The 25,107-nt window shown below is 40.7% G+C and carries 17 protein-coding genes; 6 read left to right on the forward strand and 11 right to left on the reverse strand.

Translation table 11 applies throughout. From position 1 onward, the window contains the following. Positions 1–82: 82 nt before the first annotated feature. Together H5164_RS12765 and H5164_RS12770 are read right to left on the reverse strand one after the other, a co-directional pair. Positions 83–1,045, reverse strand: a complete 963-nt coding sequence (locus tag H5164_RS12765) for a sugar-binding transcriptional regulator (RefSeq protein ID WP_182756480.1) — start codon at positions 1,043–1,045, stop codon at positions 83–85. A gap of 20 nt (positions 1,046–1,065) precedes the next feature. Beyond that, on the reverse strand, positions 1,066–1,749 hold the full coding sequence (locus tag H5164_RS12770; protein ID WP_182756482.1) for an HAD family hydrolase: 684 nt from the start codon (positions 1,747–1,749) through the stop codon (positions 1,066–1,068). Positions 1,750–2,435: 686 nt separating this feature from the next. Here H5164_RS12770 and adhE point away from each other — a divergent pair. Continuing rightward, positions 2,436–5,033 (forward strand): bifunctional acetaldehyde-CoA/alcohol dehydrogenase, encoded by a 2,598-nt coding sequence (gene adhE, locus H5164_RS12775; protein ID WP_182756483.1) that lies wholly within the window; start codon positions 2,436–2,438, stop codon positions 5,031–5,033. A gap of 114 nt (positions 5,034–5,147) precedes the next feature. Here the strand turns inward: adhE and H5164_RS12780 are convergent, their stop codons facing one another. The 6 genes from H5164_RS12780 to zwf form a co-directional block, all read right to left on the reverse strand. Further along, complete coding sequence (locus H5164_RS12780; RefSeq protein WP_182756485.1) at positions 5,148–5,855, reverse strand: aspartate/glutamate racemase family protein; 708 nt, start codon at positions 5,853–5,855, stop codon at positions 5,148–5,150. 34 nt (positions 5,856–5,889) lie between these two features. Continuing rightward, entirely contained in the window at positions 5,890–8,967 is a 3,078-nt protein-coding gene (locus tag H5164_RS12785; protein WP_182756487.1) for a DUF3857 domain-containing transglutaminase family protein, read from the reverse strand. Between the two features lie 205 nt (positions 8,968–9,172). Beyond that, positions 9,173–9,817 (reverse strand): bifunctional 4-hydroxy-2-oxoglutarate aldolase/2-dehydro-3-deoxy-phosphogluconate aldolase, encoded by a 645-nt coding sequence (locus H5164_RS12790; RefSeq protein WP_124014974.1) that lies wholly within the window; start codon positions 9,815–9,817, stop codon positions 9,173–9,175. 20 nt (positions 9,818–9,837) lie between these two features. Then, positions 9,838–11,664 (reverse strand): phosphogluconate dehydratase, encoded by a 1,827-nt coding sequence (gene edd / locus H5164_RS12795; protein WP_182697244.1) that lies wholly within the window; start codon positions 11,662–11,664, stop codon positions 9,838–9,840. 11 nt (positions 11,665–11,675) lie between these two features. Beyond that, a complete protein-coding gene (pgl, locus tag H5164_RS12800; protein ID WP_182697243.1) occupies positions 11,676–12,374 on the reverse strand; it encodes a 6-phosphogluconolactonase in 699 nt (232 codons plus the stop codon). Between the two features lie 9 nt (positions 12,375–12,383). Further along, a complete protein-coding gene (zwf, locus tag H5164_RS12805) occupies positions 12,384–13,853 on the reverse strand; it encodes a glucose-6-phosphate dehydrogenase (protein WP_182756489.1) in 1,470 nt (489 codons plus the stop codon). 338 nt (positions 13,854–14,191) lie between these two features. Here zwf and H5164_RS12810 point away from each other — a divergent pair, with 338 nt between their 5' ends. Beyond that, on the forward strand, positions 14,192–15,046 hold the full coding sequence (locus H5164_RS12810; protein ID WP_124014978.1) for a MurR/RpiR family transcriptional regulator: 855 nt from the start codon (positions 14,192–14,194) through the stop codon (positions 15,044–15,046). Positions 15,047–15,452: 406 nt separating this feature from the next. Then, positions 15,453–16,892, forward strand: coding sequence for a pyruvate kinase (pyk, locus tag H5164_RS12815; protein WP_124014979.1), 1,440 nt, complete (start codon positions 15,453–15,455; stop codon positions 16,890–16,892). A 252-nt stretch (positions 16,893–17,144) separates the two neighbouring features. Here the strand turns inward: pyk and H5164_RS12820 are convergent, their stop codons facing one another. The 3 genes from H5164_RS12820 to smrA all read right to left on the reverse strand — a co-directional run bounded on the left by H5164_RS12820 (position 17,145) and on the right by smrA (position 21,763). Beyond that, positions 17,145–19,421, reverse strand: a complete 2,277-nt coding sequence (locus tag H5164_RS12820) for an acyl-CoA dehydrogenase (RefSeq protein WP_182756491.1) — start codon at positions 19,419–19,421, stop codon at positions 17,145–17,147. 11 nt (positions 19,422–19,432) lie between these two features. Beyond that, positions 19,433–20,074 carry a TetR/AcrR family transcriptional regulator gene (locus H5164_RS12825; RefSeq protein WP_124014981.1) on the reverse strand — a complete coding sequence of 214 codons (642 nt, stop codon included), beginning with the start codon at positions 20,072–20,074 and terminating at the stop codon, positions 19,433–19,435. 1,086 nt (positions 20,075–21,160) lie between these two features. Beyond that, positions 21,161–21,763, reverse strand: coding sequence for a DNA endonuclease SmrA (gene smrA, locus H5164_RS12830; protein ID WP_124014982.1), 603 nt, complete (start codon positions 21,761–21,763; stop codon positions 21,161–21,163). A 146-nt stretch (positions 21,764–21,909) separates the two neighbouring features. Here smrA and H5164_RS12835 point away from each other — a divergent pair, with 146 nt between their 5' ends. The 3 genes from H5164_RS12835 (at position 21,910) to H5164_RS12845 (ending at position 25,036) form a co-directional block, all read left to right on the forward strand. Continuing rightward, positions 21,910–22,470, forward strand: coding sequence for a DUF4440 domain-containing protein (locus H5164_RS12835; RefSeq protein WP_124014983.1), 561 nt, complete (start codon positions 21,910–21,912; stop codon positions 22,468–22,470). 5 nt (positions 22,471–22,475) lie between these two features. Continuing rightward, the gene (locus tag H5164_RS12840; RefSeq protein ID WP_182756493.1) at positions 22,476–22,967 is read left to right on the forward strand and encodes a YchJ family protein; all 492 of its coding nucleotides are present in this window, start codon (positions 22,476–22,478) and stop codon (positions 22,965–22,967) included. A 353-nt stretch (positions 22,968–23,320) separates the two neighbouring features. Continuing rightward, the gene (locus H5164_RS12845; RefSeq protein WP_182756495.1) at positions 23,321–25,036 is read left to right on the forward strand and encodes a methyl-accepting chemotaxis protein; all 1,716 of its coding nucleotides are present in this window, start codon (positions 23,321–23,323) and stop codon (positions 25,034–25,036) included. The last annotated feature ends 71 nt before the right edge of the window (positions 25,037–25,107 follow it).

A 25,107-nucleotide genomic window follows, 5' to 3' on the forward strand; every position in this document is an offset into this window, starting at 1 on the left:
AGTATTAGTAAGATTATAGATACTAACTTACTCGCTGAGTATTATTTAAATCTCAATATAAGTATTTTTATATTTTTTATAATTACTTTAGCTTAGCCAATAATCTTTCAGCAGTATATTCATTGGTAATTAATGAATTAATTAATCGGCCTTGTAATGCTGCAAATATCGCATCCACTTTTTGCTGCCCTGCCGCGATACCATAGACAGGATTGGTTAAGTCAATATTTAACGGTGAGCTCATCACCAGTTGATTGATTGAGTTATCAAGTAATTGTCCTTGTTGGTTATAAACCCAACTGATGATTTCACCGATAGCATCATTATTAACTAATGCATCTAACTGAGACTGATTAATGAAACCGTCAAGTAGTAATGGTGGCTCTATGCCCATGTGGCCTATTCCGACAAAAGTCGCATCAGCTTGTCTGACTAATTCAAAAATACTTTTTACCGGCGCCAAGTCATGCAAAAGCTGTTTCTCAGCTACCGAGCTGGCAATAACGGGCAACGGCATTGGGTAGTGCTTAGCTTGTACTCTATTGGCCATACTCACTACGATATCAAAAGCAGATGCTGAACCGTCGAGCATCATATTGCCCAATAACGATACTATTTTATGCTGTGGGCACTGCATTGAAGGTAACTCATCGATACACGCTTTAAGTGCGCGGCCTGTGCCAAAAGCTAACGTTTTTGGCTGTTCGGACTTTAAATAACGCTCTAATACACTCGCGCCACCTTGTGCTAATCCATGAACCGAACTGCTGTCAGCGGGATCGCTTGGTACAATTTCGCATTCTAGCAAGTTAAAGGCCTGAGTCAGTTGATGTCCCAATTCCATGCATTTAGCAATTGGATGGTCTAAACGGACTTGAATTAGGCCTTCACTCACGGCTAAAGCAACTAAACGCTGTGCAGACTGTCTTGATACTTCTAATTTTTGAGCGATCTCATCTTGAGTATTTTTAGCAACATAATATAGCCAGGCAGCACGTGCAGCTTGCTCTAGTCTTGCGAGTTCAGAGTTTGATTTGGTATCCATGCTATCCCTTTTATGCACTATCAACGCACTAATGCTGGCATTAAACGATCAAAATTCTGCCAATGACTTAATACTGGCACTGTTGGAAATACTTGTGATACTCGGTGTAATTCATTATCAAGGCGATCGATAATATGACCACCGCCAACATAATGAATCACGTCCATATTGGCTGTAATTGCAGCACTGACACCAAAATAACTGTCTTCTATGACTAAACAATGCAGAGGCTTTACGCCCATTGCGTCTGCTGCATATAAAAATAAATCGGGAGCAGGTTTGCCTTGTTTAACTTGGCTTGCAGTAAAGATATGACTGCCAAACACCTCGGTTAATCCCACCACCTCTAATGCTCTCGTTGTTCGGGGTAAACTGCTACTGGTTGCAATACAATATGGTACCTTCAAGCTAGACAATACTGATTTGATGCCATCTGTTACCGTTAAATTTTTTTCAAATTCTACAAGTAATTGCTGTCGATACTCTTCCTCAAAATGTTGAGGTAAGCTGGTAGACAATAAACGCTTTACCTTGTCTGCTACAGTTGTAAATTGACAACCTAAAAAGTGTTCTTGTACAAACGCCATGTCAATGGTGCAGCCCAACTCGGCGAGTTTGTCGATTAACACTTTGGCACTAATGACTTCACTGTCGATAATCACGCCATCACAGTCAAAAATAATCAATTGTGTATCAGTGTTCATATACCCGCCTTAACGCTATAAATCAGAACTATAAATCCATTTTACAGCTTGTTGGACATCAAATAACAATCATATATCCAATATCGTCATAGCTGCATAAGGCGTGTATAGATCACTAAAGCCATTCAATTGCTCTAAAAACACAAAATGAGCAAATGCCCTTCTTCTGAGCATATTCCCTTTTATAAATATTGATGTCAATCACAAATCTTCAATTAAATAAGCTAAACAAACTTTAGGCATTGCTTATGTAGGCTAGCAAGGAATAAAATATTATTAAATTTCAATGCTGTATTTTTACATTGGTTAATAATTTGCTTCAGAGTCACTTATAAAAGTGAACAAGAAACATACCGTTTTAAATATAAAACAATGATTAATGCTTCAATACCAACCGATTTCACTCAACGAAGGCCTGCTCATTCATTATGTAAACAAGGCTTTCATGCTGTAATTAACATAAACAACCATAGTATTGTGTACTAGGGTGTTTTAAGTGATAGTGAAATCAAAGCCTTATTAAGATTCGATATTACTGATTTAAAAACACCTAAACCGTAATAAAATTACCAATTATTACGATTTTGTGGTCATCATCACAACAAACAGCCCCTAGAAGATGTAATTTTATTTACAAAGAATGTTTTGCAAAACTGCTTTGTTGAATGTTTTTAAAGGAAACCACTATGACAGTCACCAATACACAAGAACTTGATTTATTAGTAGAACGCGTTGCCAAGGCTCAGGCTGAATTTGCAAACTTTAGCCAAGAAAAAGTAGATGCCATTTTTAGAGCCGCTGCTTTTGCTGCTGCAGATGCGCGTATTTCATTGGCTAAAATGGCGGTAATCGAAACAGGTATGGGTGTATTAGAAGATAAAGTGATTAAAAACCACTTCGCATCTGAATATATTTATAACAAGTATAAAGATGAAAAAACCTGTGGAATTCTTTCCGAAGATATCACCTTTGGTACCATCACCATTGCCGAACCTGTCGGCATTATTTGCGGTATTGTGCCAACCACTAATCCAACATCGACCGCTATTTTTAAAGCGCTTATTAGTTTAAAAACTCGTAATGGGATTATTTTTTCTCCGCATCCAAGAGCCAAAAACTCAACGACTACCGCAGCGAGAATAGTATTAGATGCAGCAGTAGCGGCTGGTGCGCCTAAGGATATTATTGGCTGGATAGATCAACCCAGTGTTGCATTATCAAACCAATTAATGACCCACGCAAAAGTTAATTTAATTTTAGCCACTGGTGGTCCAGGCATGGTTAAAGCCGCCTACTCATCTGGTAAACCTGCTATCGGCGTTGGTGCGGGTAACACTCCCATCGTGATCGACGAAACCGCTGATATTAAACGTGCTGTTAGCTCTATTTTAATGTCAAAAACCTTCGACAACGGTGTTGTATGTGCGTCTGAACAAGCCGTGATTGTAGTAGACAGTATATATAAGCAAGTTAAAGAACGTTTTGCTCATTACGGTGGTCATATTTTATCTAAAGCTGAAACTGCGGCGATGCAAAATGTCATTCTTAAAAATGGTGGCCTTAATGCTGATATCGTTGGTCAAAGTGCGGTAGCTATTGCGGCCATGGCAGGCTTTGAAGTCCCAAGTAATACTAAAGTACTAATTGGGGAAGTTAACGATATTGATGATGCGGAAGCATTTGCCCACGAGAAATTGTCTCCGTTGTTAGGTATGTATAAAGCCAAAGACTTTAACGAAGCAATGGATAAAGCAGAGGCCTTAGTGACCTTAGGCGGTATCGGTCATACCTCAGGCTTGTATACCGATCAAGACACTCAGACAGAACGTGTTAAGACCTTTGGTTTTAGAATGAAAACTGCACGTATTTTGATTAACACCCCTGCTTCTCAAGGTGGTATTGGTGATTTATACAACTTCAAATTAGCACCGTCATTAACCCTAGGCTGTGGTTCATGGGGCGGTAATTCAATTTCTGAAAACGTTGGCCCAAGCCACTTAATTAATAAAAAAATGGTCGCTAAGAGGGCTGAAAACATGTTGTGGCACAAGCTTCCATCATCAATTTACTTCCGTCGTGGTAGCTTACCAATCGCATTAGAAGAATTAAGCGACAAAAAACGTGCATTAATTATTACTGATAAGTTTTTATTTAATAACGGCTATTGCAACGAGACATTAAAAATCCTTAAAGCACAGGGCCTAGAAACCGAAGTGTTTTATGAAGTAGAAGCAGACCCAACCTTAGCCATTGTGCGCCAAGGCGCTAAAGTGGCACAAAGTTTCCAACCTGATGTAATTATTGCATTAGGTGGTGGTTCACCAATGGATGCGGCTAAAATTATTTGGGTAATGTACGAACACCCTAATGTCGACTTTGCTGATTTAGCATTGCGATTCATGGATATCCGTAAACGTATTTATAAGTTCCCTAAAATGGGACTTAAAGCCCAAATGGTAGCGATACCTACCACATCGGGTACCGGTTCTGAAGTGACTCCGTTTGCTGTAGTCACTGATGAAATCACAGGCAAAAAATACCCTATTGCAGATTATGAATTAACACCTAATATCGCGATTATTGACCCTAACCTTGTGATGAACATGCCCAAGTCATTAACCGCTTTTGGTGGTATTGATGCAATAACTCACGCGTTAGAAGCTTATGTCAGTGTAATGGCAAACGAATACAGCGATGGCCAAGCATTACAAGCGCTCGATTTATTGGTGAAATACTTGCCTGATGCTTATGAGTTAGGTGCCAAAGCCCCTGTCGCTCGTGAAAAAGTACACAATGGTGCGACAATAGCGGGGATTGCTTTTGCCAATGCATTCTTAGGAGTTTGTCACTCAATCGCGCACAAACTGGGTGCTGAGTTCCACTTGGCTCATGGTTTAGCTAATGCATTATTAATCTCTAACGTTATCCGCTTTAACGCGACAGATATGCCAACTAAACAAGCGGCCTTCAGTCAATACGACCGCCCTAAAGCATTATGCCGTTATGCTGCAATTGCAGATCATTTAAAGCTAGGCGGTAAAACGGATCAGCAAAAAGTAGACAAACTAATAGATAAAATCGAAGAGCTGAAAAAGATCATTGGTATTCCTGCATCGATTCAAGAAGCCGGTGTTAATGAAGCAGATTTTATTGCAAAACTGGATCTACTTGCAGAAGACGCGTTTGATGATCAATGTACAGGTGCTAACCCTCGTTACCCATTAATCAGCGAGATTAAGCAAGTGTTACTCGATAGCTTCTATGGCCGTGCTTACAAAGACTAACCAAAAGCGCCATTAGAAATGATAAACGCCTTACACTAGACTAGTGTAAGGCGTTTTTTTATCTATCGATATTAAACGAGGCAACCGATACTAGCTTTCGAACATTATCGGTTATTAGGTCTCATCATGATTATCTAAAGCCAACTTCACAGCACTATTAGCGTGTATTAGCGTCGTGTCATACAAAGGCACTGGGGTATGTTGTTGCTGCACCAATAATGCAATCTCGGTACAGCCTAAAATAACCGCCTCTGCCCCTTGGGCAAACAACTTATCAATAATCATTAAATAAGCCTGACGAGACTGTTCATTAATCTGCCCTAAACATAACTCTTGATAAATTACATCATGAACAATGGTCTGATCTGCCGTATTCGGCACCATAACCTCAATAGGATAATTGTCGCTAATACGGTGTTTATAAAAGTCTTGCTCCATAGTAAAACGGGTGCCGAGCAAGCCCACTTTGCTAATACCATCGGCAAGTAGCGCATTGGCTGTGGCATCTGCAATATGCAAAATTGGGATGCCTATTTCGGCTTGTATCTCATCGGCAACCTTGTGCATGGTATTGGTGCAAATTAACAAAAAGTCAGCACCACCGGCCTCAACCGCTTTAGCGGCATCGGTCAATAACAATGCTGTTTGTTGCCACAAACCTTGATGTTGTAAGGTTTCAATTTCAGCAAAATCGACACTGTATAAACACACTTTCGCTGAATGTAAGCCACCTAACGCGGACTTTACTCCTTGATTAATGGCTTTGTAGTAATTGAGTGTCGACTCCCAACTCATGCCGCCGATCATGCCAATAGTTTTCATGTGCTAATACCTTAAAACAGTCGATGTATTCAAATTATTCATTTTGACTCGTTTTCCACAACGCAGTGAGCTGTTCAACAAATTGACTGTCTTTGTTTTTAGAATTGGAAACAACCAGCCTAAATGCTTCGCCTTGCAAAGGCTCTATCATGATGGTGGATAATTGATCCTTTTGTTCATTTAACTCAGTGGTGATATCTTTGATATCAGCAATTGCCACTGAATACGAGATAAACTTGCCATTTTCAGTCCAATATGAAAACACCTTCGTGGCACTAAAACCATTTCCTTCAACTTGATTATTAAACCAATGATGACTGTAAAATAATACCGGTAGCTCTTGTTCACTGATCAATTGATGTTGGCGTAAAAATGCAATATCTCGGCTCCACAACTGTTGTCCTTCAATGACCTCATCTTGACTAGACAAGCCAATAGTTGACGCAATACTCACCAAATAGAGTGGTAAAACACACAGCCCTATGACGAGATGACGCAGTCGCCAGCGAGAGTTATGTTGATATGCGGCTCCTGCTTTGTCATTAATCCGGTTAATGTATAACGCTAATGGCAAAAAAGTAACAATAAGGATCAACACATCTACATAAAAGTCATCACGCATTGAATAGGTTATCGACACAATCACATAAACAACGAATAAACTAATGGCGGTAGTTTCTGAGATCAGTTTTTTGGGCTGCTCTCTAGCATCATTGTTTGCTTTTAACTTAGCAAACAATGGGAAATACCAGACTACGTTAAAAAAGGCTCTTGCCCTCGGCCAAATTGATGATTGCTCTAGCGTGCGAATATATTGCCAGTTTTTATAGCACCAATAATAAATATACACACCAAGAGTCATAAAGATCATCACAGACATTTTGGTCGTGGATACTGGGTAGAACTGGGCATCATCAGCAGGAGCTTTCTCTCGCAGCCAGGAAACTAAACAAAACGAAATACCGATAAAAAAGCAAACAACATAGCTGAGTAAAATACGTGAATCTGTGTCTAAATCATCAATAAAATTATTATCTGAGGCCGTCGTGGAATTAGCAGTACCATAATCAACCAGACCAAAACTGCCCACATCAGCGACATTTCGTAATGCTGCAACATATTGATCAACTTCATTGGCTTCGACACGGTCAACTTTCGATTGATAATGATATGCTAATGTCAGCTCATTTATAGAGTCATCGAATGTCACTTTGTAATTAAAATCAAAAAAGGGGTTAGTTTCGTTCAAAACTTCTTTATCAAATGTCCATTTCTGATCCAATAATTTAAGCTTAATATCACCCGATAAAGTAATGGGATGACTCAAAGACAACACTCTTGGTCCATGACTTTCTGGCATGGAAATGTAGGGGGATACTTGGCTTTCGTAAACGCTAAGACCAAAACTACCATTGTCAGCTTTTATCCAAGGTTGTTTGATTACGTAGTGTTCTTTAAAAATTGTCGTGCCGGTTTGAGTATTTTGGCTTACAGACATAGGCGTAGCAACTTCAAGATCATTAAACGAATTTTTATAATAATTTTGATAATTGTCTGACAGAGACTGTAAGCCAATATCAGCTAATCGTCCACGAATACGAGTACCTTGATCTCCTTGATAAGTGGTTGTGACATGTAGACTCCCCTCACCATGAACTCCTTGTGTAAAATCATACACTTCATGAAACTCTACAAGAGAACCACTTGCTGCTGAATCCATTAATTCAAGTTGTTGAGTATTGTCTCCAACCACAAGGGCGAAGCCATAATTGGGTTGAAACACAACCGGTAAAGCAACATTTTGATTCAGCAGTGTAGGGTCTAACCAGTAAAATTTATTATCTAAGCTGACTTTGACTATCATGTGATTAAATGCTGATGCTCGAGGTAAGGAGTCTTGTAAGATCTTGCCCTCTTTGGTATTAACCAAAACAGGTGATGCTTGAATGCCTAATCCTCTAAGTAGCGCAATTAATAACACAGATTTATCTTTACAGTCGCCATATCGCTTGGCCAATGTATCGCTCGCCTTAGCGGGTAAATGGCTGTTGGCTCCAATTTCAATACCCAAATAACGAATATCTTGTTGAACAAAATTCAACGCAAGCATGATTTGTTCGGCTTGGGTATCAGCACTTCGGAATTGATTAACCAATTCTTGAATTGCTTGATTTTGATCTATTTGTGGCGCAAAGAGCGCCTGAGCCCACTCTCTAACCTGTTGCCAAGAATCCATCTCAGACCAATAAGCGCTAGCATAAGGATGAAACCAACTGGCAGCGTCTGAATAATACTTACTCACGGGCATGTCTTTTAACATCAGCTGATAATCAATTTCATTGCCTAATTGCGTTTGCGTAAATTTCATCTCAGTATTATTTACAGAAAAATTAAGCGGTTGCTTTTTCCCCCAAATAATACGTAAAAATTGTTGATGTACGGGAACATCCCATTGTAAACGTCGAGAATCTGAATAGATCCCTTGGTAAACAGGATTAGTGCCAACAATACTGTATTGATAATCAACAATATCGCCGACACGAATATCATGTAAAAACCAGCTCGCCGTTTTAGAGGCATCGTAAATTAATCGCTGCCCACTTTCGACTTGTTGTAAATTAAATTCACTGTCTGCTTTTTTATCAATGACCACCCCATCCCGAATAACATTCATCTTATGGAAAATAATTTTCTGATAAGCGGGATCAAACGTAATGCTAATTTGCGAGACAGCTTCTAAGCCTTTGGGCGTCATCGCTTTGGTCGCATAATGATTAAACTGAGTTAGACTGCCATCGGCGGTGACTTTAGACTGCTCATCAATAAGCAAGTAATACACCCCATCGGCAAGCTCTGAAGATGGAACCTTATCTGGTAAATCATACGCTATTGGTGTAACCCAATTAGGCACATTGTCAACCAATAGGCCTTGGTTTTGATGATCCCCAAGGTGCCATTGAGAATTGAAAGATTGTCTCGGTAATTCAGCATGGATTGGGCTAGCAGCTACAAGGGGGGAGTAAAAAGTAATAAAATAAATACTGCATAACGCCAATGCTGCTGACAACAACAAACGATGACCATGGGCCATATGATCTAAAAAGCGCACCATAAAAATATCCTTGTGCTAACAAAAGTCATTTAACGGGCTGTTCCGCCCATTTTTAAGTAGCGCTATGTTATTACAAGTTACTTACAATTAACAATTTTTAGTCGTTCAACTCGTCTATATCACCTACAAACTAACCCCTGCCAAATTTAAGACATAAAAAAACCAGCATAAGCTGGTTTTTCAACGGTAAACTCATTGGTAAAGATTAAAGCGCTGCTAAAGCATCTTTACACAGTTGGGTAATGCGATCCCAATCTTCATTTTCAACTGCATCTGTCGGGGCAATCCAGCTACCGCCAATGCAATCTACATTCGACAGTGCAAGGTAGTCTTTATACGTCGCAGGGCTAATGCCACCTGTTGGACAAAAACGAATACCCGACAATGGACCAGAGAAAGATTTAAGTGCATTAATGCCACCAGAAGCTTCAGCAGGGAAGAATTTGAAATGAGTATAACCTAACTCCATTCCCACCATAACTTCTGAAATACTAACGATACCAGGAATTAATGGCACCGTGCCTTTTTTAGCTGCTTTTAGCAAATCAACTGTTGCACCTGGAGTGATAATAAATTGTGAACCAGCATCAATTGCTTGTTGTAATTGGGTCTGATTTAAAATAGTTCCCGCACCCACTAAAGCTTCTGGCACTTCTTTAGCTATTTTAGCAATGGCTTCAAGCGCACAAGGTGTTCGAAGTGTTACTTCAAGTACGCTAATACCGCCAGCAACTAAGGCTCTAGCCAAAGGCACTGCATGCTCTATTTTATTAATCACCATCACAGGAACAATCGGGCTGCGTTTAAATACATCTTGTGGCTGGAGTAACCAGTTATTAGGCTCAATCATAATACCGACTTCCTTTATTTTTAATATAATTCATCAAGAGCATGTGTACTGCGGGCACCTGTTTCAGGGCTGCTTAAGCTACTGCGTAATGCACCGAATAATTCACGGCCCATGCCATAACTTGAATGGTGTAAATCGACCACGCCTGCTGTTCTGCTTGCCAGTGTTTTCTCATCAACAAACAGGGTTAACTCACCTGTTGAAGCATCAACCCGGATCAGATCGCCATTTTCAACTTTGGCTATCAAACCACCGTCAAGCGCTTCTGGAGTTAAATGAATTGCTGCAGGAACTTTACCTGAGGCACCAGACATACGGCCGTCAGTCACTAATGCAACTTTAAAACCTTTGTCTTGCAGAGTGCCAAGATATGGTGTGAGCTTGTGCAGCTCTGGCATACCGTTAGCTTTAGGGCCTTGGCCTCTGACGACAACAACACAGTCTCGATCAAGCTCACCGGCCTGGAATAGCGCATCAAGCTTGTTTTGATCATCAATGACAATCGCAGGTCCTTCTACCACACGATTTTTATCGGGTACTGCTGACACTTTAATCACTGCGCGGCCAAGATTACCTTTAAGTAATTTCAGGCCACCGTTCTGTTGGAATGGGGTATCAAGATGCGTTAACACTTCTTTGTCTAAGCTTTCTGTCACGCCATCAACCCATTTAAGTTGACCATCAAGTAGGCGAGGTTCTTGGGTGTAACGACGTAGGCCCTGACCGGCGACAGTATTCACATCTTCATGCAATAGACCACCATCGAGTAGCTCTTTGATTAATAACGCCATACCACCTGCGGCGTGGAAGTGGTTAATATCAGCATGACCATTAGGATACACGCGCGCTAACAGTGGCACGGCATCAGATAAGTCAGAAAAGTCGTCCCAGTTTACAATTATGCCTGCGGCGCGAGCAGCTGCCACTATGTGCATAGTCAGGTTCGTTGAACCACCTGTCGCAAGAATTCCCACAATTCCGTTAACTACTGATTTCTCAGAAACGATTTCACCTATTGGAGTATATTGTGTACCCATAGATGTTAAACGGCACACTTGTTTCGCAGCCATTTTGCTTAATTCATCGCGTAATGGATCGTCAGGATTAACAAACGATGAGCCTGGTAGCTGTAAGCCCATTATTTCAAGCATTAGCTGGTTAGAGTTAGCCGTACCGTAGAAGGTACAAGTACCAGCACTATGATATGACTTAGCTTCTGCTTCAAGTAGCGCCGCGCGATCAACCTGACCTTGAGCAAATTGCTGACGAATACGGGCTTTTTCTTTATTCGGAATACCAGACTTCATTGGACCAGCAGGCACAAATAGCATAGGTAAATGGCCAAAACTTAAGGCACCGATTAATAGTCCCGGTACAATTTTGTCACAAATACCCAGTAGTAGCGCGCCATCAAACATATTATGCGATAAGCCGATCGCGGTAGACATAGCAATAACTTCACGGCTCAGTAAACTTAACTCCATGCCTGGTTGACCCTGAGTCACACCATCACACATAGCAGGTACACCTGCAGCAACCTGTGCAACACTGCCGACATCCATACACGCTTGTTTAAGCATATTTGGGTAGGTTTCGTAAGGTTGGTGTGCTGATAACATGTCATTAAAAGCGGTGACAATACCAATATTGGCTTTCGTTAGTTGACGTAAAGAGTCTTTGTCCGCTGGCTGACAGGCCGCGAATCCATGAGCCAAATTGCCACAACTCAGGGCGCTACGATGAACACCTTTTGCTTTGGCATCATTTAAGGCCGTTAAATACGTTGAACGAGACTGTTTACTGCGTGCAATAATTCTATCGGTGACGGCTTGTACTACTGAGTGCATGGTAAAACTCCTTACGCGCTATAGAACACATCAACGGGCGTTTTACGCTGCGCTAATACGGCTCTAATGGGCATTTGGGTAACATCATCATTCTCAAGAGCCTGATGATAAACAGTTAGCTTTGGTTCTCCGACAAGATGCAAATAAATCTGACGGCTATTTAAAATGGCATCTTTAGACAAACTAATACGTGCATGAGGAGCAGTTGTCGGATTGACTGCAACGCATAAATCTTTGGTAGTTAATGCATTATCGAGTTCAGCACTGCAAGGAAACCAAGAGCATGTATGCCCATCAGTGCCCATGCCTAATATCACCACATCAAAGGGACGCGGGAAATTAGCTAACGACTCGCTGGTCATATCACAACCCGCTTCAGGGGTTGCAAACATATTTTTTAAGCCGCGAAATTTGGCACTGGAGGCACGATTCTGCAGTAAATGCTGGCGAACCAACCTTTCGTTTGAATCTTTTTCATCAGCGTTAACCCAGCGTTCATCAGCTAAAGTGACGTAAACGTCAGCCCAATCGACTACTTTATGGCTAAGTAAATCAAATAATTTCAATGGTGTGGAACCGCCAGAAACCACTAAACTGGCTTTGCCTCGAGTATCCACAGCATTTTGTAGTTGCTGGGCAATTTTCTCAGCTAGTTTGGCTTCTAAATCTGCTGGATTGTCGAAGGATTTAAATACAGTATCTTTAATCATGTCAGCTCCCTACTCGTCCCAAGAACGGCCATCTTTGGTTATTAATGCGACCGATGCCACAGGTCCCCATGTGCCAGCAGGATAAGATTTAGGCTTTTCACCACTTTGTTCCCATGACTGAATGATGCCATCAACCCATTTCCAGGCTTGCTCAACTTCATCACGACGAACGAACAGTGCTTGGTTTCCGAGCATGGCTTCTAACAACAAACGTTCATACGCATCTGCAATACGTTCGTTTTTAAAGGTATCACTGAAGCTTAAATCGAGCTTAGTCGTTTGTAGACGCTGCTTTTGCTCAAGCCCAGGAACCTTGTTCATCATCTGAATTTCAACCCCTTCATGAGGTTGTAAACGAATGGTTAACTTGTTCGGTGGCAGATTGCGGTAACTTGCACGATACAAGTTATGAGGTGGATTTTTAAAGTACACCACAATTTCGCTACTCTTAAAGGGCATACGCTTACCACTGCGTAAATAGAATGGCACTCCAGCCCAACGCCAGTTATCAATATCAACACGGATAGCAACAAAGGTCTCTGTGTGGGATTGCGTGTTGGCATCCTCTTCTTCAAGATAGCCAGGAACAGGTGAACCTTTTAAGAAACCAGCACTGTATTGACCACGAACGGTATTTTCATACACATTATCTTGGTTAATTGGCCGCAGTGACTTAAGCACTTTAACTTTCTCGTCACGAATACTGTCAGCATCTAAATTGACGGGAGGATCCATGGCAACCAAGGTTAGCACTTGTAATAAGTGGTTTTGGATCATGTCGCGCATTTGACCCGCACCGTCAAAGTAACCCCAACGACCTTCAATACCCACTTCTTCAGCAACCGTGATCTGGACATGATCTATGGTACGGTTATCCCATTTAGAAGAGAATAAAGAGTTAGCAAAACGCAGGGCAATGAGATTTTGAACGGTTTCTTTACCAAGATAATGATCGATTCGGTAAACCTGATTCTCGTTAAAGAACTCGGCAACCTGGTCATTAATCACATGCGATGATTCCAAATCAGTACCAATTGGCTTTTCGAGCACAACACGGGTATCAAATTGAATAAGGTCTTGCTCGTGTAAACAACGGCAGATAGCACCAAAAATAGAAGGAGGAGTTGCGAAATAATTCACCATGACGCGTTTACTTGGTTCAAGTAAATCGTGGAAGGCACTATAACCTTCAGGATCTGTAAAATTAGTACCGATATAATGACAACGACTCAGGAAGCGCGCTAACGTGGTGGGGCAAAGTTCGTCTTTAACAAATGTATTTAATGCTTTAGTAACTAGGGCAACAAACTCTTCTTGAGTGAATGCGTCTTTTGCTACTCCGATTACCTTGGTTTCTTTATCAAGCAATCCTGCTTTATCTAACTGATATAGAGAAGGTAATAATTTACGCCTAGCTAAATCGCCTTTAGTACCGAAAAGTACGAAGTCGCAAGCCTTAGCTCCAATTGATTTGCCCATTGCTGAAAGCTCTCCTAATTATATGTGTGTGTCATGTTCGAATTCGGTAGATGAATAAAAGCACACTTTTGTTGTAATATAACAACAGAATTTGAATATTGCATCTTTAATTTGCAATTTTTGTATTGTTGTTAACCTAGTCACAAGTATCTATTATCTGCTATGATTTTCCACCAACACCAAGGCTTACAAATCATTTAATCGTGATCGATGTCGTGAAAAATAACTACAGTTGATAATCAACGGTAAATAAATAACTTAATTCACGTAATTCCTGTAAGTTATGATATAAAATTACATTACCTACTTTTTAGCTACTTTCTAGCGGATGCTTGCTTATGAATACCCTTGAAAAGGTTCAAAAAAGCCTTACCCAATTTAGTAAATCTGAACGTAAAGTTGCCGAAGTCATATTAGCCTCACCGCAAACAGCGATACATTCAAGTATTGCCACCTTAGCAAAGATGGCCGATGTTAGTGAACCTACGGTCAATCGATTTTGTCGTCGATTAGACACTAAGGGATTCCCTGATTTTAAGTTACATTTGGCTCAAAGTCTTGCTAACGGCACACCTTATGTTAGTCGACACGTTGAAGAAGATGACACTCCAGAGTCATACACAACAAAAATCTTCGAATCTTCAATGGCATCGCTGGATACGGCTCGTCAGAGTTTAGACACTTCGGCAATTAATAAAGCGGTTGATATTCTCACTCAAGCCAAGACTATTTCGTTTTTTGGCCTTGGTGCCTCTGCTTCTGTGGCCCATGATGCGCAAAACAAGTTCTTTCGCTTCAACGTGCCAGTGATTTGTTTTGATGATGTATTAATGCAACGAATGAGCTGCATTAACTGTAATGAAGGCGATGTAGTGGTATTAATTTCGCATACTGGCCGAACTAAATCACTGATTGAAATAGCGCGTATTGCTCGAGAAAACGGCGCTGCAGTCATCGGCATTACGGCACGTAACTCGCCACTGTCTTTTGAATGTACATTGCCTGTCACTATGGAAGTACCAGAAGACACTGACATGTACTTACCTATGGCGTCACGCTTAGCGCAATTGGTTACCATAGATGTACTCGCGACAGGGTTTACCTTACGCCGTGGTCCGCGTTTCCGTGATAATTTAAAACGCGTAAAAGAAGTATTGAAAGAATCTCGGGTAAACAAGGATATGACTATCTAAATTGATGGGTTGTTAACATTAACACTCATGTACAGCCGTCATTTTTATGCTCGTTTGAACAACAATAACCACCTTTTAAACTGACTTTTGCACCAAGATTACCAAAGAACTGGTAAATAATTACACAATTAAGTTCTATTTGATCGCGTAAATGCTCATAAATAGCCATCAATTATTGTTCACTAGGCCAAACACTTTATTCTGTTTGGCCTTTTTTATTGTAAAAACCGCGAAACTGTCACATAAATTACACATTAAAAACGATCTTTTTGTTGGTAACTTTACTACATTTACTGAGAATGTCTGTTAATATAGTGACATCATTTTAGTGCCAAGATCACAAGAGCACTTTAATAACCGAATTCTATTTAACACAAAATCTTTCTTATCATTAACGGAGTATCTCATGTTCCGCAGAACTAAAATCGTTACAACACTTGGGCCAGCAACTGACCGCGATGACAATTTACGAAAAATTATCGCAGCAGGCGCTAACGTCGTTAGACTTAACTTCTCACACGGTTCACCAGAAGATCATCTAAAGCGTGCTACGGATACTCGTAGAATTGCTAAAGAATTGGGTAAACATGTCGCTATTTTAGGAGACTTACAAGGTCCTAAAATTCGCATTTCTACCTTTAAAGATAACAAAAAAATCAAACTTAACTTGGGTGATAACTTTATCCTCGATGCTGACTTAGCTAAAGGCGAAGGCGATCAGGATCAAGTGGGTATTGATTATAAGCAACTGCCTGATGATGTTGTCATTGGCGATATCTTAATGCTTGATGATGGTCGTGTGCAGCTGAAAGTTGACCGTGTTGAAGGCCATAAAGTCTTTACTACTGTTACTGTTGCTGGCCCGTTATCGAACAACAAAGGTATCAACAAAAAAGGTGGCGGCTTAACCGCTCCTGCCCTTACCGAAAAAGACATGGCAGACATTAAAACGGCTGCATTGATCAATGTTGATTTCCTTGCTGTGTCGTTCCCTCGTACAGGTGCTGATTTAGACCTAGCACGTAAGCTTGCACAAGAAGCCGGTAGCTACGCATTAATCGTTGCTAAGGTTGAACGTGCTGAAGCGGTTGAAACTGATGAAGCAATGGATGATGTTATCCGCGCTTCAGATGTTGTCATGGTTGCTCGTGGTGATTTAGGTGTTGAAATTGGTGACGCTGCACTTGTTGCTGTGCAAAAACGTTTAATTGAGCGTTCTCGCCAACTAAACAAAGCCGTGATCACTGCTACACAAATGATGGAATCGATGATTTCAAGCCCGATGCCAACACGAGCTGAAGTCATGGACGTGGCGAATGCTGTGTTAGACGGAACCGATGCGGTAATGCTGTCAGCGGAAACCGCTGCTGGTGACTTCCCTGAAGAAACGGTTATGGCAATGGCGAACGTTTGTTTAGGTGCAGAATTACATCCTAGTGTTAATGTGTCTAAGCACCGTATGGATCAGCGTTTCTCTTCAGTTGAAGAAACTATCGCGCTTTCAACCATGTATGCGGCTAACCACTTGCCTGGCGTTAAAGCCATTATTTCGTTAACTGAATCTGGCGCGACAGCAAAATTAATGTCACGTATCAGCTCTGGTTTACCAATTTTTGCTTTATCTCGTCATCAAAAGACATTGGCCAGCATGGCAATGTACCGTGGTGTACAGCCAATTGAGTTTGACTCAACAGCATATCCTGCAGATGAGCTCGCTAAAGAAGCATTAAACTGTATGGTTAGCAGAGGTTATTTGGTCAGTGGTGATATGGTCCTGATGACTAAAGGTGACGCGATGGAAACCATTGGTGGCACTAACACTTGCAAAGTATTGATCGTTGCTTAATTGATATTGCATGTCATGAGGCATACTCAATAGCAGGTATATTGCAGTAGACTCGGCACTTTAAAGCCAATCTCCGGATTGGCTTTTTTATGGGTGTATTTTAAGATATTCTGCTTTATGCACTTTGATATTTCCCTTCTCAGACCGATAACTTGTTAATTTAGTTTGCCATAGTAAAAAAAAGCCCCGACAGAGTCAGGGCTATTTAGACAAAGGTTTTATAAAACCATTAAAGGGTTTTATTAATTCTGATTAAATCTTATCAAAATCATCAACATTGATAGCCGCTAAACGCAATACATCTGCCTCAACAAGCTGTTTATGTTCCGCTTTGGTGATAATGTCTTTTTCTAGTGCTTGCTCAAATAACTCAAGCATTGGCAGCTTAGATTTTAAATGACCACTACGTTGCGCTTTCTTTAGCTTCTTATACAAATCTTTCGCAGCATATTTTGCCAAGAAAGCCTGCTCGACTTCAGCAATACCACTTTCATCACCTTCAACATCACTGCAAAGGAAGGTAATACGGTCACGAGCAGGTCCAGGTTTGAGCATACCAGTGACTAAATCAACCGCATATTTATCACTTGGTGCATTGAAATGATTTCCTAATGGGAATATCAATACTCGTAGCAATACCGCAGCGATTTTGCTCGGGAAGTTACGAATAGCATCATTGAGTGCTTTTGCCGCTAGATGTAAACGCTCTGTCATCACATAATGTACAGCAGGTAAATCATCTTGCTGACGGCCATTATCTTCAAACAATTTCAATGTCGCAGATGCTAGGTATAACTGGCTTAATGCATCACCCATTCGCGCAGAAATCATTTCTTTACGTTTAAGATCGCCACCCATAATCAACATCGATAAATCAGTCATTATCGCAAGCGATGAAGAGATCCGCGTCATATCACGATAATATTGTTGAGTCGGACCACTCACTGGTGCACTGCCTAAACGACTTCCGGTTAATGCATAACCAAATGAGCGTAATGCATTACCAATGGCATAACCAATATGACCCAGTAACAATGAATCGAAACGATCTAAAGCTGATGTCTCATCTTCCATTGCTGCGGCTTCCATTTCCGCCAAAACATATGGATGACAGCGCGTTGCTCCCTGACCAAAAATCATCAATGAACGAGTCAGGATATTTGCACCTTCTACCGTAATTGAAATAGGTGTGGCGATATACGCATGACCTAGATAGTTTTTAGGTCCTAATTGGATACCTTTACCAGACTGAACATCCATCGCATCCTCTAATACATCACGGCCTAACTCGGTCATGTGGTATTTAGCAATCGCGGTCACCACAGAAGGTTTCACTTTTAAGTCGATACCTTGGGTAGTTAAACGACGAGCAGCTTCAAGTTGGTAAGTATTAGCGATAATTCGCGCTGTAGCTTCTTGTACGCCTTCAAAATGTCCGATTGGCATACCGAACTGTTGACGAACATAACTATAAGCAGTGGTCGTTTTGGTCGCCACATGGCCAGATGCCGTAGCGAGTGCAGGTAATGAAATACCGCGCCCAGCAGACAAACATTCAACCAGCATACGCCAACCTTTGCCGGCAAACTGTGGTCCACCAATAATCCAATCCAATGGAATGAATACATCTTCACCACTGGTTGTCCCGTTCATAAACGCCATCATTAATGGGTTATGACGACGACCGATTTCAACACCTTGATGATCTGTTGGGATAAGCGCACAGGTAATCCCTATATTTTTAACATCACCTAACAATCCGTCAGGATCGCGCATTTGAAAGGCCAATCCCAAAACCGTCGCGACAGGAGCCAAAGTAATGTAACGCTTGTTCCAGGTTAAACTTAAGCCTAATGTTTCTTCGCCTTCAAACTCACGGCGACACACAATACCGACATCAGGAATAGCACCAGCATCACTGCCCGCTTCTGGGCCTGTTAATGCGAAACATGGAATATCTTTACCCACAGCCAGTGAAGGTAACCAACGTTCTTTTTGTTCTTTAGTACCATAATGCGTTAGTAACTCGCCAGGGCCTAAAGAATTAGGCACCATAACGGTAACCGCCGCACTGACACTGCGCGTAGCAATTTTTGCTACTATGGTTGAGTTTGCATAAGCAGAAAACTCACGACCACCAAATTTTTTAGGAATAATTAACGCAAAAAAACCTTGCTCTTTAAAGTACTGCCACAACTCTGGCGGTAAATCTTTGCGATTATGAACAATATCAAAATCGTCGATCATGGTTAATGCGGTTTGAACTTGATTATTTATAAAGTCCTGCTCTTCAGCACTTAACGTTGGCTTACCGTAGCCGTGTAAGGTGTTCCAGTTTGGCTTACCACGGAATAACTCACCTTCCCACCAAACATCACCCGCTTCCATTGCTTCCTTCTCGGTACTCGACAAAGGAGGTAACACTTTTTTGAAGAACGAAAATACTGGACGCGTAATAAATTGCATCCTGATATTACGTACGCCAAAGAGGACAATGATCGCTATAACTAGCAATATGACGATACTCATTTTATACCTTCTTAGTTTGTTAACACAGGAACAGCAACACCTGCTGCCATGTAGGGGATGACTTTACGAAGAATCGCTTCAATGTTGTTATGTTCACCATACTCAGCAGCGGCAATCTCATTTAACGCATCTGCAGAAGCCATGGTAAATACTATCGTCCCGAGGGTGAAATGCAAACGCCAAAACATTTCAGCTGCGGGAATATGCGGTGCACTGGCCGATACGGCTTGCACAAAAGTCGCTAAGTGTTCGCCATAATGCGTGGTGATAAACCAACGTAAATGCCCTTGGCTTTCAATGTAACCACGACCCAACAGCTGCAAGAAAATAATCGTGCCGCCATTGCGCACTTTGTTAAGCTCGAGTAATGGCTTAATTAAAGCAGAAAAAATTTCATTTAGTGACGCATCTTCAGGCGCATGATGTATGCGTTTAATTTCTATCGCAGCGCTTGGCATAAATACATCTAAGTATCTTGCGAGTACTGCGCGAATTAATTCTTTTTTCGAACCGAAATGGTAATTGACCGATGCCAAATTGACTTCAGCTTTACTGGTGATCAGTCGCAACGACGTTTCAGAAAAACCTCTTTCAGCAAACAACTTTTCAGCTGCGTCGAGTATTCTTGTTTTTGTATCAGTACGACTTGCCATTCCAAGACCCAAGTTAATTTAAACACCCGTTTAAATTAATCATTGAGCGAACAGATGTCAATCGAAATTGTTAGCTTTCTTTAACAACATCAACATCAAAAACAGCAATAAACCTGCCAAATTGTTAACTATTATACAAAGTTTGCTATTTTGTGGTTGGCAGACAACAACAGATAAAAAGGACATACACTAGATACACTTGCCTTTAAAACGACCGTCTCAAATTGATCCAGCGCCTTTATGACATGAGAATTCAGTCACTGTAATTGCACAAATGGATTTATTTTTAAAAAACGCCACCATAGACAGTGTTCATCAAGCCATTATTGCACTTTCTAATACCACTATGTACTGACAGATAATGGGCTTACTCTAAACGCTGCCCAATACGTCAAAGACATTGGCTTATGATGAAAACGATTAGAAATAATATTGCCTTATGCCTGTGAGTTTATTGATAGCTCTATTGCACAGACAAGTATTCACCGACACCACTAAACCGTAGAAATAAAACCAAGCTCGGTGGGATCTAGAAGAAGGCAACGAGGTGTTAAAGAACCAACGGAGCAGTGTGAAGCAGAGATTAATGCCAACGCAGAGCCTATGTAACGCCTAATCTATACATTGCCGTTATACAAACCTAGTGTGATATTGCCAATACTCTAGCCCATTCATTACGTTAGTATTTATAGAAGTAAAGACGCTTGAGGCAAACACAAGTATGTGTTCAAAATCGCTCCCTGTACCTTGGCCTGAAGCAGTCAGTGGTGACAGGTGAGATAACATGACTGCAAAAGCTTAACGATATGGCTTTGCTCCACTACAAATATCACTAGATATGCAAAATACACAAGCTAGCCAACAGTGCAATTGGTAATGCTGACTTGAGCGACTAAGAGTATGAGTATGAGTATGAGTAAAAAATATCGTCAAAATACAAATGTTAGCGCTAATTAGTGCTTAGTTGAAAAAGTTATTTGCCATCAAATTTTTTCAACCAAACAACATCGGCAGTTAAATTTTTGGCATTATTTTTTGCTTTTATAATATGACTGGCTTTTTCGATGCAACATACACCCATAAAACCTACCTAAAACCACGACCCTTTCTATTCAGTTCACTATTTTCAATTCTTTTTTGCGGTGATTTTTTTAGCATGATAAATACCGCACCTACTCCACCACATTCTTTTGTGGCCGAATGATACGCGGTAACGGGTTCAATAAATCTTAGCCAATGGCATACCGCTGATTTCATTAACCCTGAATAAGGTTTACTTTTATAACCCTTGCCATGAATAACCAAAATATTACGTTCACCGCGCTCATAAGCACCTAGCACGCAACTAAGTAAACTTTCACGGGCCTGCGGTAGCCTATATTGATGTAAATCCAACACTGTATTAAATCGGTATTTACCAAGGCGCAGTTGGGTAAATACTTCATCTTGAATCCCATCCATTTTATAGCTCACTACATCATCGGGCTCAACCGCTGTAAATAAATAAGGATCGGTAGGCAATAACTGTAACAACTCATGTTGTTCCGCTGCTGCTCGCTTTGCCAATTGAGCATCTGTTACACTTAACGGATTAAGCCATCTTGGGTCTGTATGCGACTGATGTTCTTGCTTAAGAGGACTAACATCGGCCATTTCTTGTAAAAATAATTCGTCATCACTTAACGACATGTGCCACCTCCAACATACTTTGTAAAGATTCTATGCTTTAGCAAAGTGGATGATTAATTTATAGTTATCGTTACGGTATCGCTTGCCATTATTGATTTACACTAGATAAAAAAGAGAACCATTCCTTGAAAAGAATATTGTCCTTAATGAATACGCTCAGGTTATTGATATTGCTAACCGTTAGTGTGTGCCTAAGCACCATGAACGTTTATGCAACAGAATCTATACCCCATAAAACGTTGAATGCTAATTTTACAAAATTGACGCAGGCATTTGAACAGTTAGATCTTGCCGCGATAGAACAAATATATACCGACGATGCTGTATATATCTCTGAAACACAAGACCGAGGTATCATTAGCGGTAAAGAAAATATTCTTAGCCTGTACAGCCACTTTTTTAACAAAATCAAACGAAAAAATGCCAAACTTGAAGTCGACTTCAGAGTACTGGTACGACACAACGAGCCCAATAGCGCAACTGATGTGGGTTATTATTTAGTGCGTTTTCATCCAGGAAAAGATTCTGGAGAACCTGTCAGTGAATTTGCTGGTAAATTTGTGACTGTTTTTAGTAAAGATAACAAACAGCAATGGAAAATTAGTGTTGATTCGAACACCCATGCTGCGCCCCATTTTTACTATGATGCCAAACCCGTTCCCAATCTTTATTACGGTCGCCAATTTATTACCGCTGCAAAAGAATAAACTCAATGAACCATAATGATTTAATAGACACTAACAGCACGTATTGCCCTTGTGGCAGCGCCGTCGACTATGCTCAATGTTGTCAGCCATTTCATCTAAATCAGGCTGTGGCTGACACACCAGAACGATTAATGCGCTCTCGTTATAGCGCCTTTGTGTTAAAGCAATTTCATTATTTAATTGTGACTCATCATGCGGATCATTTACAGGGATTAACCGAGAAGCAGCTGGCACAATTTAAAACGCAGTGGTTGGGATTAGAAGTGCTTTCTTCGACACAATGCGCTGAAAAAGGTGAAGTGATTTTTAAAGCATGGTTTATCGAAGATAAAAAGATCGATGCGATATATGAGCGTTCATCGTTTATCAAACAAGATGGCCATTGGTTTTATACTAGTGGAACACAAATGCACAATCGTTTACCCGGTCGAAATGATGCTTGTATTTGCCATAGCGGCAAAAAGTTTAAACAGTGCTGTGCCAAGCTCATGAGTTAAAACAGCAAAACCAATAATGCCGCTTAATTATCACTGTGCCATATCATCAGCTAAAAGCGCATAGATGCACTTTTTAGCTGATCAATAACCTGATGTTTTTTCCGAGATGTAACCAATATGGCAGAAATGACCTCGCCTTCATACTCAATAAATCTTATCTGATCACGCTTGTCTTTTCGTCATCAACTCAGTTTAAAAAGTCTAATTATTATCGGTCAGGCAGCGTTGATTCGCTGTTGTTGATAATATGTTAGCTAGCTCTCATATATAAATTTAATTAATGTGTAATATTCATTTTATTTACCTTATTTATATTGAGCACACTAGGTTGTGTCGAAAATAAAGGATATTTTATGACATCATTATCTGGCCAACAGCCTAGCCAAGATTCAAGCCAAGCTAAACCATCCAAGTTTACTGAAAAACTGCAATCAGTTAGTGCTCGCTTGACGTTGAGCATGTTAATCACTTTAGGCGCACTATTATTTTTAGCATATCAAGGTATATCAGGTATGCAACAAGCCACAAACTCAATTGATGACCTATACTCGCAGGGCATGCAACATACCATTCGAGCCGGCAAAGTCTTAGATGAGTTAGGCAATGCAAGAAGTGCTTTGTTGTTATCCTTGCAGCATGATCCCTCATCAGAATTTGCCAAACTCCATGATCACCCAACTGACATACACATTAATGATATTAATCAATCGTTGAAAATACTCCATGATATTATTGATAATGAAATTCTAAGCTCCAATTTAAATGCCGAAGAAAGAGCCCAAGTTAACAGATTGGTTCATCAACTTGATGTCATCACAGATAACGGTTTTAATCGGGCATTGGTAGAATTAAATGCGGGCAGATTCAGACAAGCAAATATGATTCTATTAAAGGATATTAATCCTGTTTTCAAATCAGTCTCTGCAGAGGCCCAAGGCTTTCTGGATATACAAATTGCTGAAGCAAAAGCTAATTTTGAACAATCAGAGGAGAATATTAGTACGTTCCGGATAAAGGTAATCATAGCAGTGCTGTTGAGTATGATAATTATCACCTTTTTATCCTTAGTGATTATTAAACGCATCAAATTAGCATCACAGCATTTAGAAGATAGCGCGAATAAAATTTCCTTGGGTGATTTGACCCAACGGATCCATTTGACGGGGAACGATGAATTTACCCACATAGCTACTTACGTAAATCAGATTGTTTATAGTTTTCAAAGTATCGTTAAATCAATGCACCAATCTACATTCTTGTTGGCAAGCGCATCAGAAGAAAACTCGGCAGTTGCGGCGCAAACAAAACTAAATATTCTCGAACAGCAACAACAAACTCAGAGTATTGCTAGCGCTATCCATCAGTTTTCCGCAACGGTACATGATGTGGCCCAGAGTGCCAGTTCGGCTGCTCAAGCCTCTGAACATACAGATAATGCTGCGTCTAAAGGGCAACAGGTGGTTAAAGAGAGTATTGCCAGAATTGAACGCTTATCGATTGAAATGCAAGAGTCAGTCTCAGCAATGAAATCAGTGGCACAACATGCTGAAGATATTGGCAGTGTTGTCGACGTAATCCAAGCCATCTCTGAACAGACGAATTTATTAGCATTAAATGCGGCCATAGAAGCGGCTCGTGCTGGTGAGCAGGGTCGAGGATTCGCTGTGGTAGCGGATGAAGTTAGAACCTTGGCCAGTCGTACACAACAGTCTACCCAAGAAATACAGAAAACGATTCAAAACTTACAAAAAGCTAGCCGAGATGCGACTCAACGTTTAGTGCAAGGGGCTGAAAATGCACAACAAACGGCAACGGAAGCACAAAAAGCGGGTGATGCATTAGCTGAAATAACTGACAGTGTTGATCAAATTAATGCCATGAATACACAAATCGCCACAGCAGCGGAAGAACAAAGTTCGGTGACAGAAGAGATAAACCGCAACATTACGAGTATCAGTGACATTTCCAATCAAACCGCTGCCGGAGCGGAACAAAGCAGTGCCGCCAGTAATGAATTAGCTAAGTTAGCCGAAACGATGAAAGCAGAAATTGAAAAATTTAGACTTTAAGGCTTAACGACTCAGTTAAATAACAGGAAGTTAGATGCATGACTTCCTTTTTTAATTCATGCAAATCGTTC

This window comes from Shewanella sp. SG41-3, from assembly GCF_014164545.1.
Lineage (GTDB): Bacteria > Pseudomonadota > Gammaproteobacteria > Enterobacterales > Shewanellaceae > Shewanella > Shewanella vesiculosa.

Excerpts from the sequence above, each read along its gene's own strand:
- H5164_RS12765 (WP_182756480.1), bottom strand. The coding sequence starts at position 1,045 with ATGGATACCAAATCAAACTCTGAACTCGCAAGACTAGAGCAAGCTGCA.
- H5164_RS12770 (WP_182756482.1), bottom strand. The coding sequence starts at position 1,749 with ATGAACACTGATACACAATTGATTATTTTTGACTGTGATGGCGTGATT.
- adhE (WP_182756483.1), top strand. The coding sequence starts at position 2,436 with ATGACAGTCACCAATACACAAGAACTTGATTTATTAGTAGAACGCGTT.
- H5164_RS12780 (WP_182756485.1), bottom strand. The coding sequence starts at position 5,855 with ATGAAAACTATTGGCATGATCGGCGGCATGAGTTGGGAGTCGACACTC.
- H5164_RS12785 (WP_182756487.1), bottom strand. The coding sequence starts at position 8,967 with ATGGTGCGCTTTTTAGATCATATGGCCCATGGTCATCGTTTGTTGTTG.
- H5164_RS12790 (WP_124014974.1), bottom strand. The coding sequence starts at position 9,817 with ATGATTGAGCCTAATAACTGGTTACTCCAGCCACAAGATGTATTTAAA.
- edd (WP_182697244.1), bottom strand. The coding sequence starts at position 11,664 with ATGCACTCAGTAGTACAAGCCGTCACCGATAGAATTATTGCACGCAGT.
- pgl (WP_182697243.1), bottom strand. The coding sequence starts at position 12,374 with ATGATTAAAGATACTGTATTTAAATCCTTCGACAATCCAGCAGATTTA.
- zwf (WP_182756489.1), bottom strand. The coding sequence starts at position 13,853 with ATGGGCAAATCAATTGGAGCTAAGGCTTGCGACTTCGTACTTTTCGGT.
- H5164_RS12810 (WP_124014978.1), top strand. The coding sequence starts at position 14,192 with ATGAATACCCTTGAAAAGGTTCAAAAAAGCCTTACCCAATTTAGTAAA.
- pyk (WP_124014979.1), top strand. The coding sequence starts at position 15,453 with ATGTTCCGCAGAACTAAAATCGTTACAACACTTGGGCCAGCAACTGAC.
- H5164_RS12820 (WP_182756491.1), bottom strand. The coding sequence starts at position 19,421 with ATGAGTATCGTCATATTGCTAGTTATAGCGATCATTGTCCTCTTTGGC.
- H5164_RS12825 (WP_124014981.1), bottom strand. The coding sequence starts at position 20,074 with ATGGCAAGTCGTACTGATACAAAAACAAGAATACTCGACGCAGCTGAA.
- smrA (WP_124014982.1), bottom strand. The coding sequence starts at position 21,763 with ATGTCGTTAAGTGATGACGAATTATTTTTACAAGAAATGGCCGATGTT.
- H5164_RS12835 (WP_124014983.1), top strand. The coding sequence starts at position 21,910 with ATGAATACGCTCAGGTTATTGATATTGCTAACCGTTAGTGTGTGCCTA.
- H5164_RS12840 (WP_182756493.1), top strand. The coding sequence starts at position 22,476 with ATGAACCATAATGATTTAATAGACACTAACAGCACGTATTGCCCTTGT.
- H5164_RS12845 (WP_182756495.1), top strand. The coding sequence starts at position 23,321 with ATGACATCATTATCTGGCCAACAGCCTAGCCAAGATTCAAGCCAAGCT.